At 71.1% G+C, this 15,229-nt stretch carries 15 protein-coding genes; 3 read left to right on the forward strand and 12 right to left on the reverse strand.

Annotated elements, in window-relative coordinates; translation table 11 throughout:
• Nucleotides 1-160 precede the first annotated feature (160 nt).
• The 7 genes from O7605_RS06660 to O7605_RS06690 form a co-directional block, all read right to left on the reverse strand.
• Nucleotides 161-1,291: a branched-chain amino acid ABC transporter permease gene (locus O7605_RS06660; protein ID WP_269738357.1), complete on the reverse strand. Its 1,131-nt coding sequence runs from the start codon at nucleotides 1,289-1,291 to the stop codon at nucleotides 161-163.
• On the reverse strand, nucleotides 1,288-2,178 hold the full coding sequence (locus O7605_RS06665) for a branched-chain amino acid ABC transporter permease (RefSeq protein WP_093403525.1): 891 nt from the start codon (nucleotides 2,176-2,178) through the stop codon (nucleotides 1,288-1,290). The genes O7605_RS06660 and O7605_RS06665 overlap by 4 nt, the downstream gene beginning before the upstream one ends.
• Nucleotides 2,178-2,969: an ABC transporter ATP-binding protein gene (locus tag O7605_RS06670; protein ID WP_269738358.1), complete on the reverse strand. Its 792-nt coding sequence runs from the start codon at nucleotides 2,967-2,969 to the stop codon at nucleotides 2,178-2,180. The genes O7605_RS06665 and O7605_RS06670 overlap by 1 nt, the downstream gene beginning before the upstream one ends.
• Nucleotides 2,966-3,709 carry an ABC transporter ATP-binding protein gene (locus O7605_RS06675; RefSeq protein WP_269738359.1) on the reverse strand — a complete coding sequence of 248 codons (744 nt, stop codon included), beginning with the start codon at nucleotides 3,707-3,709 and terminating at the stop codon, nucleotides 2,966-2,968. Before O7605_RS06675 ends, O7605_RS06670 begins: the two co-directional genes overlap by 4 nt.
• Before the next feature lie 7 nt (nucleotides 3,710-3,716).
• Nucleotides 3,717-4,922: a substrate-binding domain-containing protein gene (locus O7605_RS06680; protein ID WP_269738360.1), complete on the reverse strand. Its 1,206-nt coding sequence runs from the start codon at nucleotides 4,920-4,922 to the stop codon at nucleotides 3,717-3,719.
• Nucleotides 4,923-5,163: 241 nt separating this feature from the next.
• Nucleotides 5,164-5,409, reverse strand: coding sequence for a hypothetical protein (locus tag O7605_RS06685; protein ID WP_269738361.1), 246 nt, complete (start codon nucleotides 5,407-5,409; stop codon nucleotides 5,164-5,166).
• On the reverse strand, nucleotides 5,406-5,606 hold the full coding sequence (locus O7605_RS06690) for a DivIVA domain-containing protein (RefSeq protein ID WP_269738362.1): 201 nt from the start codon (nucleotides 5,604-5,606) through the stop codon (nucleotides 5,406-5,408). Before O7605_RS06690 ends, O7605_RS06685 begins: the two co-directional genes overlap by 4 nt.
• 575 nt (nucleotides 5,607-6,181) lie before the next feature.
• Between O7605_RS06690 and O7605_RS06695 the strand changes: the two genes are divergently transcribed.
• Complete coding sequence (locus O7605_RS06695; protein ID WP_210829771.1) at nucleotides 6,182-6,412, forward strand: winged helix-turn-helix domain-containing protein; 231 nt, start codon at nucleotides 6,182-6,184, stop codon at nucleotides 6,410-6,412.
• A 197-nt stretch (nucleotides 6,413-6,609) separates the two neighbouring features.
• On the opposite strand, the gene O7605_RS06700 is transcribed toward O7605_RS06695, so the two are convergent.
• Nucleotides 6,610-7,071 (reverse strand): tetratricopeptide repeat protein, encoded by a 462-nt coding sequence (locus O7605_RS06700; RefSeq protein ID WP_269738363.1) that lies wholly within the window; start codon nucleotides 7,069-7,071, stop codon nucleotides 6,610-6,612.
• Between the two features lie 274 nt (nucleotides 7,072-7,345).
• Nucleotides 7,346-8,467: a glycerophosphodiester phosphodiesterase gene (locus tag O7605_RS06705; RefSeq protein ID WP_269738364.1), complete on the reverse strand. Its 1,122-nt coding sequence runs from the start codon at nucleotides 8,465-8,467 to the stop codon at nucleotides 7,346-7,348.
• Between the two features lie 191 nt (nucleotides 8,468-8,658).
• On the opposite strand from O7605_RS06705, the gene O7605_RS06710 reads away from it, so the two are divergent.
• Together O7605_RS06710 and O7605_RS06715 are read left to right on the forward strand one after the other, a co-directional pair.
• On the forward strand, nucleotides 8,659-9,993 hold the full coding sequence (locus O7605_RS06710) for a TrkH family potassium uptake protein (RefSeq protein WP_269738365.1): 1,335 nt from the start codon (nucleotides 8,659-8,661) through the stop codon (nucleotides 9,991-9,993).
• Complete coding sequence (locus O7605_RS06715; protein ID WP_269738366.1) at nucleotides 9,983-10,654, forward strand: potassium channel family protein; 672 nt, start codon at nucleotides 9,983-9,985, stop codon at nucleotides 10,652-10,654. The genes O7605_RS06710 and O7605_RS06715 overlap by 11 nt, the downstream gene beginning before the upstream one ends.
• A gap of 9 nt (nucleotides 10,655-10,663) precedes the next feature.
• On the opposite strand, the gene O7605_RS06720 is transcribed toward O7605_RS06715, so the two are convergent.
• From O7605_RS06720 to O7605_RS06730, 3 genes are all read right to left on the reverse strand, one after another.
• Entirely contained in the window at nucleotides 10,664-12,319 is a 1,656-nt protein-coding gene (locus O7605_RS06720) for a serine/threonine-protein kinase (RefSeq protein WP_443083878.1), read from the reverse strand.
• 71 nt (nucleotides 12,320-12,390) lie between these two features.
• The gene (locus tag O7605_RS06725) at nucleotides 12,391-13,944 is read right to left on the reverse strand and encodes a fused MFS/spermidine synthase (RefSeq protein ID WP_269738368.1); all 1,554 of its coding nucleotides are present in this window, start codon (nucleotides 13,942-13,944) and stop codon (nucleotides 12,391-12,393) included.
• A gap of 36 nt (nucleotides 13,945-13,980) precedes the next feature.
• Nucleotides 13,981-14,985: a coiled-coil domain-containing protein gene (locus O7605_RS06730; protein WP_269738736.1), complete on the reverse strand. Its 1,005-nt coding sequence runs from the start codon at nucleotides 14,983-14,985 to the stop codon at nucleotides 13,981-13,983.
• Nucleotides 14,986-15,229 lie beyond the last annotated feature (244 nt).

The raw sequence follows: 15,229 nt of genomic DNA on the forward strand, positions 1-15,229 counted from the left end.
GCCTGCCCCGTACGCGACCGTCCGGACCCGCCACCGCTGTGCCGTAGCGCGAGGGTGGCCGCCCGGACGCCGGGCCGGCCCGGACCACAGTGCTGGTCCGGGCCACCGATCATGAGGTTAGCGGGACGACACGCCGTTGTGCCGCCCCGCCAATCTCTGATCAACCCCGGCTTCGGGTGCCGGGGCGCAGGGAGTCGCGGAGCAGGGCCAGCCGAGGAGCGAGGCTGGCCAGGCCGCCGGGGAAGAAGTAGACGGCCAGGATGAAGACCGTGCCGAGCACGAACAGCGGCTGGGACAGCGGCCGGCTGAGGAACGCCGGCAGCGCGTTCACCGCGTCGGAGGTGCCGAACGACACCAGTCGGTGGTCGAGGTACATGTAGAGGATGCCGCCCAGCACCGGGCCCCACCGGGTACCCGGTCCGCCGAGGACCACCATCACCAGCAGCGACAGGGTCAGTTCGCTGCTGGTGATGTGCGGCGAGGCACCGCCGACGATCAGGCAGTAGACCACCCCGCCCGCCGCCGCGAGGCCACCGGCCAGGGTGAAGGCGACCAGCTTGAACCGGTACGGATCCAGCCCGAGCACGCCGATGCGACGCTCGTCGTCGCGCAGCCCGGCCAGCACCCGCCCGGTCGGCGAGCCACTGACCCGGTGCACCACGAGGACCACCACCACGAGATACGCCAGCGCCAACCAGTACAGGTTGACCGTGTTGGTGACCCCGACCAGCCCGTCCGGCAGCCCGCTGACGTCCAGCGGCAGCCCCTCCTCACCGCCGGTGAGCCCACCGAAGTCCCGGGCCACCAGGATCGCGCCGACCTGCGCGAAGGCCAGCGTCACCATGGCGAAGGCGATACCGACCGTACGCAGCGCCACCGCACCGAGCAGGCCGGCGAGGATGGTGCCGCCGACGATGGCCAGCGGTGCGGCCTGCCACAGCGGCAGCCCGACCCGGGTGATCAGGATGTCGGTGCCGTAGACACCGGCGGCGAAGTAGAGGGCGTGGCCGAAGGAGAGCATTCCGGTACGCCCGAACAGCAGGTCGTACCCGGCCGCCAGCCCGCCGAAGACCAGACACACGGCGAGCAGTTGCAGGGTGCCCGGCGAGTTCAGCGCGCCCTCGAAGATGCCCGGCAGGTGCAGCGTCGAGTACGGCAGGATCAGCGCCACCGCCAGCGCGACCAGCGGCAGGAACGGCCGGAGTCGGCTCCAGCGGCCCGGTCGCTCGGTCAGCTCGTCGGGCACCGCCGCCGGCGGCGCGGGAACCTCGGGACTCTTGACCTCGGTCATGCCGTAACCGCCTTCCCGGCGATGCCCTGCGGGCGCAACAGCAGCACCACGGCCAGCAGCGCCACCACGCAGATGTCACCCAGCCCGGAGGTGCCGTAGTAGTTGACGAACTGTTGCAGCAGCCCGACCGCGACCGCCGCGTACGCGGACCCGACCACCGAGCCCATGCCGCCGATGACCACCACGATGAACGCGAAGATCAACAACGAGCCGCCCTGCTGCGGCGAGACGGTGCCGAAGTAGACGCTGCCCAGCGCTCCGGCCAGCGCCGCCGCCGCCCCGCCGATGGCGAAGACCAGGGTGAACGCCTTGCGCACGTCGATGCCCAGCGCGGTCACCATCTCCCGGTTCTCCACCCCGGCCCGGATGATCAGGCCGTAGCGGGTCCAGCGGAGGAAGGCGAGGATCGCGCCGAGCACCAGCGCCGCGGCCACGATCAGCAGCAGCCCACCGTTGGGCACCTGCGCGCCGAAGATCGAGGTCACCTCGCGGGTCCAGGCCGGGCGCGGGAACGGTCGGGCGTCCGCACCCCAGGTGGCCTGCAACAACGCCACACCGGCCAGCGACAGGCCGACGGTGACCAGCACCTGCTCGATGGTGCGCGAGTAGAGCGGCCGGATCAGCACCAGCTCGACGAGCACCGCCATCAGCGTGCCGGCGGCCACCCCGAAGGCGACCGCGACCACGAACCCGAGCCCGTCGGGGCCGGCGCCGGGCAGATTCCCCGCCGCCCACCAGGTGGCGTACGCGCCGACGCCGAGGAAGAGCCCGTGGGCGAAGTTGAGCACGTCGGCCAGGCCGAAGACCAGCGACAGTCCGGAGGCGACCAGGAAGTACAGGGCGGCCAGGCCGAGACCGGTGAGCGTCAACAGAATGATCGCGTCCATCAGCTACCGTCCTCCGGGGCCGCCGCGGCACCGGCCGGGTGATCGGCGGTCGCCGCCCCGGCGTGCTGGTGGCCCTCTGCCGATCCGACGCCGAGCAGGGACCGGGTCAACGCGGTCTCCAGCAACAACTCCTGGGCGTCACCGGCCCAGGCGACCCGCCCGGCGGCGAGCACCACCGCGTCGCGGGCCAACCGCCGGACCACCGCCAGGTTCTGCTCGACCAGCAGCACCGGCACCGACTCCGCGACCCGTTCCAGCACCTCGGCCACCTCGGTCACCACCTTCGGCGCCAACCCCTTGGTCGGCTCGTCGACGAGCAGCAGCCGGTTGTCGTTGAGCAGCACCCGGCCGATGGCGAGCATCTGCTGCTGCCCCCCGGACAGCGAGCCGGCCCGCTGCCGGGAACGCCGGTCCAGCTCGGGGAAGAGGGCGAACACCCGGTCGTACGCCGGGCGGGTGCCGCGCCGCTCGGCGAGCCGCAGGTTCTCCGCGACGGTGAGCCCGGCGAAGACGCAGCGGTCCTCCGGCACGTAGCCGAGCCCGCCGCGGACCAGGCGATGCGTCCGCTGCGACAGCAGGCTCTGCGCGCCCATCCGGACCGTGCCGCGCACCTCCCCGTTGCGGGGGGTCAGCCCCACGACGGCGCGCAGCGTGGTGGTCTTGCCGACCCCGTTGCGGCCGAGCAGCACGGTGACCCCGGTCGGCGCGACCGTGAACGACACGCCCTGGAGGATGTGCAGCCCGGCGATCCGGACCGACAGGTTCTCCACGGTCAATACGGGTTCGCTCACAGCGACTCCCCGAGGTAGGCCTCTTGTACTGTCGGGTTGGCCATCACCGTCTCCGGCGTGTCGCAGGCCAGCAGCGCGCCGTGGTGCATCACGGCGATCCGGTCGGCCAGTTCGAGGATCACGTCCATGTGGTGCTCCACCATCAGCACCGCCCGGCCGCTGTCCCCGGTCAACGAACGGATCACCTGGACCAGTTCCGGCACGTCCTCGGCGCTGACCCCGGCCATCGGCTCGTCGAGCAGCATCACCCGTGGCTCACCGGCCAGCAGCAGGGCGATCTCCAGCTTCCGCTTCTCGCCGTGGGCGAGCGTGCCGGCCAGCGCCGTACCCCGGTGGGCCAGGCCGACCCGGTCGAGCGCCGCGTCGGCGGCGGCGGCGACCTCCCGGTCGGCCGCCGCCCGCCGCCACAACTTGAGCGAACCCCCGCGGTGTGCCTGCACGGCGAGCCGGACGTTCTCCCGCACGCTCAGCGAGCCGAACACCGAGGACGCCTGGAAGGTACGGCCCAGGCCCAGTCGGGCCCGCCGGTACGGCGGCAGGTCGGAGATGTCCTTGCCGTCCAGGGTCACCCGGCCTTCGGTGGCCCGACGCAGGCCGGTGATCAGGTTGAACAGTGAGGTCTTGCCGGCGCCGTTCGGGCCGATCACGCCGAGGAACTCCCCGGGTGCCAGGTCCAGGTAGACGGAGTCGACGATGGACACCTCACCGATCCGCCAGGTCAGACCGCGGGTGGTGAGCATCTGCGCCTCAGCCCTTCATCGCCTGGACCGGCGGTGCGGTCTCGTCGGCGGTGAGCGCCTTCTGGGCGGTCGCGGTGAAGGTGTCGCCGCTGCCGGTCAGGCTCGCCTGGTACATCGGCTGGAGCAGCGCGTGGTCCTCGGCGCGGATGGTCATGCTGCCCTTCACGCTCTCGAAGCTCCAGCCCTCCAGCGCGGTGACCATCTTCTCGACGTCGTCGCCACCCTCGGCCACGGCGCGGACCACCATCTGGGCGGCGGCGAAGCCGTCCGGGTGGAACAGGTCGAGCGTGCCGCCGGGGACCTTCGCCTTGGCGGCCTTGGCCGCCTCGGTGTCGCTGGCGCCGTCGAAGTAGTGCGACAGGAAGGAGATCTTGCTGCCGGCGGCGCCGAAGGTGGGCCACGAGGCGCGGATGTCGAGGCCGGTGACGACCGTGGTCGAGGTCAGCACGCCCTGCTGGTCCAGCGTCTGCCACATCGCCGGGGCGGTGGTGCCGGCCCAGGCGACGAAGAGCAGGTCCGGCTTGGCGGACTTGATCTGGCTGGCGAACGGGGTGAACTCGGTCGCGCTGGCCGGCGCCCGGACGGCGCTGACGCTCGCGCCGGCTCCGCCGATGACGGCCTTGACCGCGGCCTCGTTGGCGTCGCCGAAGGCGCCGTCCTGGGCGAACACCACGACCTTCTTGCCGGCCGGGTCGCCGATGAACGACTTCGCGGTCACCACGTCCTGGTACGACTGGCGGCCGGAGCGGAACGTGTACTTGTTCGCGCCGGTCACCGCGTCGGTGGCGGCCGGGCCGGAGATGAACAGCACCTTGTTCTGCGCGGCGATCGGGGCCACCTGGAGCGCCACGCCCGAGGCCGTCGATCCGGCGATGATCTTGTTGCCCTTGCCGATCAGGTCCTTGGCCGCGGACACCGCCTTCGCCGGGTCGCCCGCGTCGTCGACCTCGGTGATCTCGATCGCCCGGTCACCGACCTTGTTGGTGCCGTTGGTGGCGAAGTCCAGGCCGGCCCTGAACCCCTCGATGTATTGCTTTCCGTAACTGGCCAGCGCTCCCGACTGGGAGTAGACCAGACCAACCTTCACCGGCGCGGCGCTGTCGCCGCCACCGTTGGCGGTGTCCTGGGGGCTGCCACAGGCCGTGGCGGCGATCGCCGCGGCCATCATCGTGGCGGCGGAGAGGAACACCCGCCGTGTCGTCCGGACCGTCATTGCGACTCCACGTGAGGACTCAGAGGGAGGAAACCTTATGTGTCGGCTCACGCTAGAAGTGACGTCACCCACGGGCCATGTGGTCGAAACACACAAGTAACAGGGTTGGGGTGGGCTCGGATTACAGGATCAGTGACCCCGTGCCGGCGGCCTGATGAGACGACAGGGGCTCCCTCCCTGACGATGTGTCGCCCACCCCCACGCTCGGGTCGGCCAGGCGGGACCGATCTCCGGGCCCCGCTCAGCGCGGGCGGCAGGGTCCGTCGTGGTCGGCGTCGCGGGCACACCGCCGGCCGCCGTCGAGCGGCTGGTCGCAGAAGACCCAGTGGCGTACGCCCTGTTTGTCCTCCACTGAGACGGTCGTCCCGGCCGCCTCGATGTTCTCGAAGAAGCTCAGCGCCCGGGTGATCGTCCGGGCGAACCGTTTCGCGGCAGCGACGTTCCGGACCCGCACCGGCAGATGCACCACGAAGCGGTCGGCGCTCACCGCCGCATCCCCGGCGTGAACCGCGCCTGCCAGCTGCGGAGCGCCCGCTTGATCCGCGCGTTCTCCTCGGCGACCAGCACCAGTTCCCGCCGGGCGGCGGCCAGCTCACCGGCGACCCGACTCAGGAAGGCGTGCACCTCCGCCGGATCGCATCCCCGTCGTACCGACCGGAACTGCCGGTCCCGAATCTGCCCCACGGTCAACGACCGGCACGACGCCGACCGATACCAGCCGCCGTTCGGCGAGCGACCGCCACTCGGTGACGGCCCGCCCCTCTGCGGCCAACCGCCACTCGATGGCGGCACGCCCTTTGGCGGAGGCCCACCACGCGGCACCAACCTGCCTGTCGGTGGAGGTCCACCGCCCGACGGTGCTGCGCCGTTCGGTGATCGAAAAATTGCCGTGGACCTTCCGCCGTTCGGGGTTCGTCGAGCTTTTCCTGGGCGAAGCAGGGCGAACACGTTGCGCACCTGAACCTCCTCAACGCCGGTTCACGCCGGCCGCATGGCTGGAGGCGGCCCGGCCGCCGGAAGGGGAACGCCGGCCGGGCCGCCGACCCCACGACCGCAGCCCATGTCGGCGGTACGGCCCCGGAGCCCACTTCGGGTCCACCTCCGAGGGTTTGCCGAACCAACCGGAGCCAGACGATGGAAACCTACACCAGTATCTGGAGTTAGTCGAGCCCTGAGTAACGGCGTGGCGCACAACCTGTTGCAGTTACTTGTGTAGGTGGGGCAGGATCGAAGATGCCGAACCAACCGGAGTCTTCACCATGCCTACAGCACCCGCGCCCTACAAGGTCATCGCCAACGACTTCACCGCAAAGATCAAGAGCGGCGAGTTGAAGCCCGGTGACAAGCTGCCGTCAACCAGCCAGATCGCCGACATGTACGACGTCAGCGTCAACACCGCGTACCGAGCGATGTCCCTTCTGCACGATCGCGATCTGATCGTCGGACAGCCTGGGCGCGGGACCTACGTCGCCGATCCGGCGGCCGAGTAGCACCAGTCGACGGTCAGGGAGCACCCGCAACGGGTCCACCCGGTCGACGTCACCCGAGTTGTCGGCCGCACAACGCCCGGCCCGGACCCGTCGTACACCGGTTGCGGCATGTCGGGGTATCCCTCCCGCTTGACGGCGCGAGTTGCGGCATCCTGCGCACGACGAACCCCGGAGGGCAGGTCTGCGGCAGCGCTCGCCTACTCGGACGACAACAGCCGCGCGAGCCGTTCCAAGCCGCCCTTGATCAGTTGCGCGTACGGATCATCGCCCAGCGCGCCGATTCCCGCCTGCGCATGGTGAAGATGCTCGCGGGCTAGTTCGAGATCTCCGAGCTTGCGGTAGCACTCACCGAGGTTGAGGTGCAACGACGGATACAGACTCGCCACCGACATCGGCACCCCGGCCCGCGCGACGTCCGCGTCGGTGAGCAGCTCGGCCGCAGCCAGCGCCCGTAGGTCCCAGAGCAGTTCCTGGTGGACGTCGTCCTGCACGTCGGCCATCGCGTGCGCGAGAACGCAGACGTGCAGAGGATCTCCCCGCTCCCCGCCGACCTCGTCCCACACCTGCGCGAACACGTCGCGGGCGGCCTCCCGCTGGCCTTGTTGATGGTGCAACTCGACCCCGTGGCCGATGCGAACCAACGTCGCATCCATGAACATCAGCGCCCCAACCCGACGGTCCTCCGCAGCCTGTCCACCCGCCCCGCCGACTCTACGCCCGCGACCCGCAATGGCAGCGCCCCGTATCACTCCGGACGCGGTGGTGGCGGCGGGAGACAGCAGTATCCCCGAAATTGCGGGGTCGCCAGCGCCCGAGGCAGCAGTATCCCCGAAGTTGCAGGCTAGAGCGGGTAGGGGCGGGGGCGGGGTAGGGGCGGCCCGCCGGCCGGAGTGGGCGGCGGGCCGATCGGTGCGGGTGGTGTGCCGGTCGGGGTCAGGGGCGGGGTAGGGCGGCGCGGGCCGCGACCGCGGTGTCGGGGTGGTCGGTGAAGACGCCGTCGAGGCCGAGGCGGTAGAACAGCTCGTACTCGGACTGGATGTCGCCACGGGCGTTCGGGTCGGTGCCGATCCGGAAGTCGGCCGGGAGGAACTGGTTCTCCGCCCGGAAGGTCCAGGCGTGCACGATCAGCTTCTCCCGGTGCGCGTCCCTGACCAGGGTGGTCGGGGCGAGCAGGCCACCGGCGGAGTTCCGCGGCACGATCAGGTCCTTGTGCACGCCGACGCCGTCCGCGTAGCGGGAGATCCAGCGCAGGCCGGCGGGGGTCGCCAGGTCACGGTACGTGCGGGTGTCCCCGGCCAGGGTGAAGTCGTAGGGCTGGCCGGCGGCGTTGAGCAGCTGGGCCAGCTCGACGTCGATCATGCGGTCCAGCCGCCGCAGGTTGGCCGTCTCGAAGGACTGGATGATCACCGGAGCGTGTCGCTTGGTCATCTTGTTCCGGCGCAACACCTCGACGAGCGGCTCCTCCAGCGGCAGGCCGATCGAGGCGAAGTACGTCGGGTGCTTGGTCTCCGGGTAGACACCGATCACCCGGCCGCGCGCCCTGCCCTCTACCCGGGCCAGGTCGATCACCTCCTGGAAGGTGGGCACCTGGAACTGGCCGTCGAACGCGGTGTTCGTCACCCGTACCTGGGGCAGTCGCTCCTTGGCCCGCAACGTCCGCAGTTCGGCGAGGGTGAAGTCCTCGGTGAACCAGCCGGTCACCGACGCCCCGTCGATGGTCTTCGTGGTCCGGCGGTCGGCGAACTCCGGCCGCGCCGCCACGTCGGTGGTGCCGCTGATCTCGTTCTCGTGCCGGGCGACAAGCACACCGTCGGCCGTCGCGACGAGATCCGGTTCGATGTAGTCGGCACCCATCCGGATCGCCAGCCGGTACGCCTCCAGGGTGTGCTCCGGCCGGTAGCCGCTGGCACCCCGGTGACCGATGACGATGGGTTGGTCACCGACGCGGGCCGGGTCCGGGCCGGCGGCCGGCTTCGCCGTGGCGACCATGGGCATGGCCACGGCGGCGGCGAGCAGGGTCACCGACACACCGAGGGCGGAAAGGGTACGTCGCAACGCGGTCTCCTTGACTCGTCGGGGGACCGCCTCAGCAGACCTGCCCGGGCTGACCGGCAGTTGGTCCGCGCCTGACCACGCGGTGAATCCGCCGTTGCGTCCGTTGAAGCAGAGCAGGGCGGAGCCGACGACACGGGGTTCGGGATGCCGGTTCCGGCCCGGAGCGTCGGACGGAATCGGAAGATTGTCTGGTGCGTCGGTTTCTTCGTCACCCGGTGCGGCTCGTGCCGCTGGTCTTCCTGGTGGCGATCCTGATCGGCACCGGCCTGCTGATGCTGCGCCCGATGACCATCGAGTACCAGCACGCCCCCTTCATGACCGCGCTGTTCACCGCCACGTCAGCCATCTCGGTCACCGGCCTGACCGTCACCGACACCCCGAACTACTGGTCCGGCTCCGGGCTGGTGCTCATCACCGTGCTCACCCAGCTGGGCGGGCTCGGCATCCTGACGGGTGCCGCCCTGGTGATCCTCACCGTGTCCCGGCGGCTGGGGCTGCACAACCGGCTGCTGTTGCAGGCCGAGACCGCGGAGTACGGGCTCGGCGACGTACGCCGGCTGCTGCTGCGCATCGCCGCCACAGTGTTCGCCTGCGAGCTGGCGATGACAGTCATCGTCACCGGGCGGCTCTGGCTGGCCTACGACCAACCGTTCTGGGATGCCCTCTGGTCCGCCGGGTTCCACTCCATCCAGGCGTTCAACAACTGCGGATTCTCGCTCTACCGCGACGGTCTGCTGGCCTTCTCCCGCGACCCGTGGGTCAGCCTGCCGCTGGCTCTCGGCGCGATCATCGGCGGTCTCGGGTTCCCGGCCATGTTCGAGGCCGTCCGGGAGTGGCGGCAGCCGGCCCGCTGGGCGGTCGCCACCAAGCTGACCATCTGGGGCAGCGCGGCGCTTGTCGCCTTCGGTGCGGTCGCGTTCCTGGCCGCCGAGTGGGCCAACCCGTGGACCGTCGGCCAGTACGACGTACCCGGCAAGGTGGTCGCCGCGTTCGCGCAGATCGCCCTGGCCCGCACGGGCGGTTTCGAGGTGGTGCCGACCGAGGTGCTGCGGGAGGAGAGCTACACCCTGCTGACCGGGCTGATGTTCATCGGTGGCGGCAGTGCCAGCACCGCCGGTGGAATCAAGGTCTCCACCTTCTTCCTGCTCGCCTTCGTCATCTGGGCGGAGGTCCGCGGCGAGCCGGACGTCACGGTCGGGCACCGCCGGATCGCCACCGCCAGCCAGCGGCAGGCCCTCACCGTCGCGCTGCTCAGCGTCGCGATCGTGGCCGCCGGGACCGCCGCGCTGATCGCGATGACCGACAAGCTCCCGTTCTACGCCGCGCTGTTCGAGGTCACGTCGGCGTTCAGCACCACCGGACTCTCGGTGGGTGTCCTGTCATCCCTGTCGGACGGCGGCCAGTTGCTGCTGACCGTGCTGATGTACGTCGGCCGGGTCGGGCCGCTCACCTTCGGTTCGGCGATCGCGCTGAACACCCGACGCCGGCTCTACCGCTACCCGGAGGAGCAACCAATTGTCGGATAGAACATCGGACTCGGGCGGCGTCGCCGTGATCGGCCTCGGCCGGTTCGGCAGCCATCTGGCCGAGTCGCTCGCCGCTCTCGGCCGCGAGGTGCTGGCCATCGACCGGAACGCCCAGCAGGTGCAGAAGTGGTCGTCGATGCTCGATCAGGTGGCCCAGGCCGACGCCACCGACGAGGCCGCCCTACGCCAACTCGGCCTGACCGACGTGCCCCGGGTGATGGTGGCCATCGGCGCCTCCGTCGAGGCCAGCGTGCTCACCGTGCTCGCCCTGGTGGAGCTGGGCATACCGCAGATCTGGGCCCGGGCGACCTCGGGCCAGCACGCGAAGATCCTCTCCTCGGTCGGGGCGCACCGCGTGATCTTTCCCGAGGCGGAGACCGGCGAGCGGCTCGCCCATCTGATCATCAGCCGGACGCTCGACTTCGTGGAGTTCGACGAGGCCTTCGCGGTGGCGCGGGTCCGCGTTCCGCGGTCGCTCACCGGTCGCCCGACCAGCGAGAGTCACCTGCTGAAACGCTACGGCGTACGGGTGATCGGCGCAAAGCGGGCCGGCGAGCAGCGGTACCGGTACGTCTCGGACGAGATGCAACTCGTCGATGACACGATCCTCATCGTCGAGGGGACCATCGAGCAGATCCAGCGTTTCGCCACGCTGTCCTGACCGGTCAGCTCACCGGCCGGGGCCCTTGCCGGGCTTGGCCGGCTGCGGCTTCCCCCCGCCCTTGCCCTTCGCCTTGCCGTCGTCCGGCTTGGCCTTCTCGGCCTTCGGCTTCTTCGCCTTGGGTTTGGTGTCGCCGGAGCCGGCCTTGCCGGCTGACGCCTTCACCGTCTTGGCCGGAGCCGACTTGGTGGGTGCCGGCTTGGTGGTGGGTGCGGTGCCCGCCACTCCGGAGACCTGGACCCCGCAGACCGCCGTGCCGACCCGGAACTCCACCGGCAACGGGTTCGTCCCGGTGTATCGCCCGGTCAGGTTCAGCTTCTCGGTGGCGCCCGGTGCCAGGGCGGGCCGTTGCGGGACCGCCTGCACCGCCACCGACCGGCCCTGCTGCCGGACCGGCGCCGGGGTCGCGGTGGTCACCTGCTGCTCGCCGGGGAACGCGAAGCTCATGGTCCAGTCGCGCAGCTCACGGTCTCCCGTGTTGGTCAGGCTCAGCTCCGCGGTGAAGTCCTTGCCGGAATCCTTGCGCAGCGCGTACGTGACCTGGCAGGGGATCTCCTGTTCGCCACCGATGCGCGCCTGGGTCGGTTGATCGATGCCGCCGCTGGCGGGGCTGTGTGACGTGACGCCCCAGACCGCCGCCGTGACGGCCATCAGCCCGGCGGCGGCCGTCACCGCCTCGATCCGGCGCCGACGGCTCAGCCGACGCCGGGTACGCGGACCGGCCAGGGGCAGCGCGTCGGTCGCCGCGGACCAGGGCAGGATCGTGGTACCGGCGTCGGCCAGCGACGACGGGTCGGCGCTGTCGGCGCCCACCGGCACCGTCGGCACCTTGCCGGCCGCTTCGGCGAGCACCCGGGCCAGCTCGGCGGTGGCCGGCCGGTCCGCCGGTCGCTTCGCCAGGCAACGGTGGACCAGGGCGGCGACGCTGGCGGGCAGGTCCGGCACGTCGGGCATCGGCTCCGGCTCGCGGTACATGTGGGCGCGCAGCATCTGGGTGGTGGTGTCGGCCTGCCAGGGCAGCCGACCGGTGAGCATCCGGTACAGCAGCAGGCCGACCGCGTACACGTCGGTGGCCGGGCTGACCTGGCCGTTGTCGAGCCGTTCCGGAGCGAGATACGCCGGGGTGCCGAGCAGGGTGCCGTCGGGCCCCTTCTCGCTCTCACCGACGAGTGCCGAGATGCCGAAGTCGACCACCTTCACGCCGGTCGCGGTGAGCATCACGTTGCCGGGTGTGACGTCGCGGTGCACCACACCGCGGGCGTGCGCGGTGGCCAGTGCGGAGGCGACCTCGGCCGCCACCGTCACCGCCTCCCGCCACGGCAGGCGTCCGTCGCGGGCCAGCCGCGCGGTCAGCGGACCGCCGTCGATCAACTCCATCACCACGTACGGCACGGTCAACCCGACCTGCACGGACTCGCCGTAGTCGTACACGTTCGTGATGTTGGGGTGGCAGAGCCGGGCGGCGGCCTGGGCCTCGATCCGGATCCGGTGCCGGAACGCCCGGTCGCTGGCCAGCCGGGACGCGAGCACCTTGACCGCCACCTGCCGACCGAGCACCTCGTCGTAGCCGCGCCAGACCACCGACATGCCGCCCGCGCCGAGCTGCTCGATGAGCCGGTACCGCTCACCGAGCAGTTGCGCTCCCCTGCTCACCGCATCACCCATGGTCGGCGTTGTTGCCCGACGTGAGGCCGCCTACACCTTTCTGGTCTGATTCGGTCACGGATGTCACCCGATCAGGCGGTGGCGAGCAGTTGGTCCACCGGAGCGTAGTCGTCGGTGAGCACCAGCGCGTCCCCGACGAAGTCCGTCAGGTCACCGCCGCTGAGCAGGCTGGTCGGTTCGTTGGCGTCGTCGAGCCGGGCCCGTAGCGCGGCCAGCGGCAGCGGCGTGTCGGAGGCGACGATCAGGAAGTTGGCACCCCGCTCACCGGCCAGCGCCTCGGGCGGCGCGACCAGGGCGACGTGCGCGAACTCGGCGGCGACGGTGGCCACCTCGCTGCGGATGAAGCGCAGCGGCGGGTAGTCGATGACGTTCTGCACGTAGACGCCACCTGGGCGGGTCACCCGGCGGATCTCGGCGGCCATCTCCCGGGTGGCCAGGTGCCAGGGCACCACCAGGTGTCCGAAGGCGTCGCCCACCACGAAGTCGCGGCTGTCGGTCGCCTCGTCGGCCACCAGCATCCGGGCGTCACCCACCACCGCCCGCAGGTCCGGTCCCTGGCGTACGCCGAGCCGCCGCTCCCCCAGCTCGACGAGCCCGCCGTCGATCTCGAACACCAGGTTGTCGGTGCCGGGGCGGGTGGCGGTCAGGTATCGCGGCACGGTGAACCCGCCGCCGCCCAGGTGCAGCGCGTCGAGCCGCTGGCCCGACGGGGCGAGCACGTCGGCCACCGCCCCGATCCAGCGGGTGTACGCGTACTCCAGGTGGGTCGGGTCGGCGAGGTCCACGTACGAGTGCTGAGCCGAGTTGAGCAGCAGCGTCCGCCCGCTGGACCGACCCGGGTCGGCCTGTACCCGGGCGCAGTGGTAGGCCGTCTCGACATCGCAGGGGTTCGGGGCGACCATGGTCAGCCCGGCTCCGGCCAGGCCGAGCACCGCCAGAGCGGCCTTGACCCGGGCCGGTCCGGGCAGGGCGTCCCGGTCCTGTCGGTGCAGGTACACCCCGAGCGCGACGCCGGTGATGCCGAGGGACGCGGCCAACCCGAACAGGATCACCGTGCTGGGCAGAGCGGCCACCAGCACGAAGCCGGTGACCAGGGTGGCCGTGACGGCACCGAGCGTGCCGATGCCGGAGAGCCGCCCGACGACCTGGCCGGTGCGGCGCAGGTCGGCGAGCTGGAGCTTGATCACCAGTGGGCTGACCGCCGAGAGCAGCATCGCGGGTGCGAAAACGGCGACCGCGACCAGCAGCAGCACGGCGCTGGCCGCACCGCCGCGCAGCACCTCACCGGCGTAGCGCACCGCCGGCAGGGTGATCGCGGTGGCGATGCCGGAGAGCACCAGCGCCGGGGCCAGCAGCGTACGCGGGTTGCGCCGGTCGGCCAGCCAGCCGCCCGCCCACGCCCCGTACGCGATCGCCGCCAGCGCGATGCCGATGACCGAGCTGGTCACCTGGAGGGTGACCCCCACGTACGGCCCGACCAGGCGCAACGCGGCGGTCTCCAGCACCAGGACGGCACCGCTGGAGTAGAAGACCAGGAACGCGGCGAGCCTGTTGGGCAGGGCCCGGGGCACCTGCGCCGAGGAGGGCGCGGACGGGGCCGCCACGTCAGGCGTTGGAGAGTTCATCGTGGCGATGGTACGCAGCGGCCCCGGGCCGGCGGGTCAGTACATCGAGAGATGAACGTGGTTCGTGTGGTCGGCGGCGGGGCTGCCGCTACCGCTGTACGCCCGCCAGCCGGTGCCCGGGTGCCAGATCTGGCGGTACCAGATCACGTAGAGCACGCCGAGCCGGTCGGCGTTGCGGACGTGCCAGGCGGCCAGGCTGTCACCGTACGACTTGTCGCCACCGGTCGCCGTGCGGTCCTCGAAGCCGTTCGTGGCGGCGGAGAAGTCGCAGGCCCGCCCCTTGGGGTGCTCGCCGGAGCCGCCGCTGCGGTAGCAGGAGACGTGCCTCTTGTACCCGGCGGCCTGGGTCTGCTTCAGCGCGTGCAGCGTGCGGGGCGTGATGCAGCCCGAGGTGGTCGGGTCGTTCACCGAGCACGACTCGCCGGGCCAGGAGCCGTCGGAGTTGCGCGGCGCCGGCTTCGCCGAGGTGGAACTGCCACCGCTGAACCCGCCACCGCTACCCGAGCTGACCGCCGCCAGGGCCGCCTCGGCCTCCTTCTTCTTCTTCGCCATCACGGCCAACTGCTTGGTCTGTTCGCGCACCTCGGCATTGATCGCCAACTTGGCCTGCCGGGCCTGCTCCCGGGCCTCGGTCAGCTCCCGGATCCGGCGACCGTCCCGTTGGGCCATCATGTCGAGATTGGCGGCCCGCTGCACGAACGCCTCCGGCGTCGCGCTGTCCAGCAGGACGGCCGCCGGGCTGAGCCGGCCGACCCGGTAGGACTGGGCGGCCACCTCACCGACCATGACGGTCAGCTCGTCCAGCCGGTCCTCCATCGCGGACAGCTCCTTGGCCATCTGCTTCTGCCGCTTCTTGGAACCGTCCAGCTTGCGCTTGGCGTCGATGTGCGCCTTCGCGGTGGCCTCCAGGGCATCCCGCAGCTTCTTGCTGCCACCCTCGTTCGGCTCGGCGTACGCCGGCACGGCACCCACGCCGAGCAGCAGCGCCACGGCGGCGAGCAGGACGATCAGCGGCCGGTGGGCGTGCCGCCGGACGGGCATGGACCTGCGCACGAAAGCATCCTTTCGTCGGCCGCCGGCCCCCATGGTCAGCACTGCGCGGCGGCGACCCCCGCCGGCGCCGGTCGGCGGCCTGCTGGCGGAAGGCCGCCGGTCAGGATACCGGAACCAGCCCCGTCAACCACCCCAGCAACCCCCCACCCCCACCACTCCTCACCCCACCGCAACCACCCCCTCACCCTCCGCACCCACCCCCTGCGTTGATCATGAGGTTGGCGGCAAGTTT

This window comes from Verrucosispora sp. WMMA2121, from assembly GCF_027460185.1.
Classification (GTDB): domain Bacteria; phylum Actinomycetota; class Actinomycetes; order Mycobacteriales; family Micromonosporaceae; genus Micromonospora; species Micromonospora palythoicola.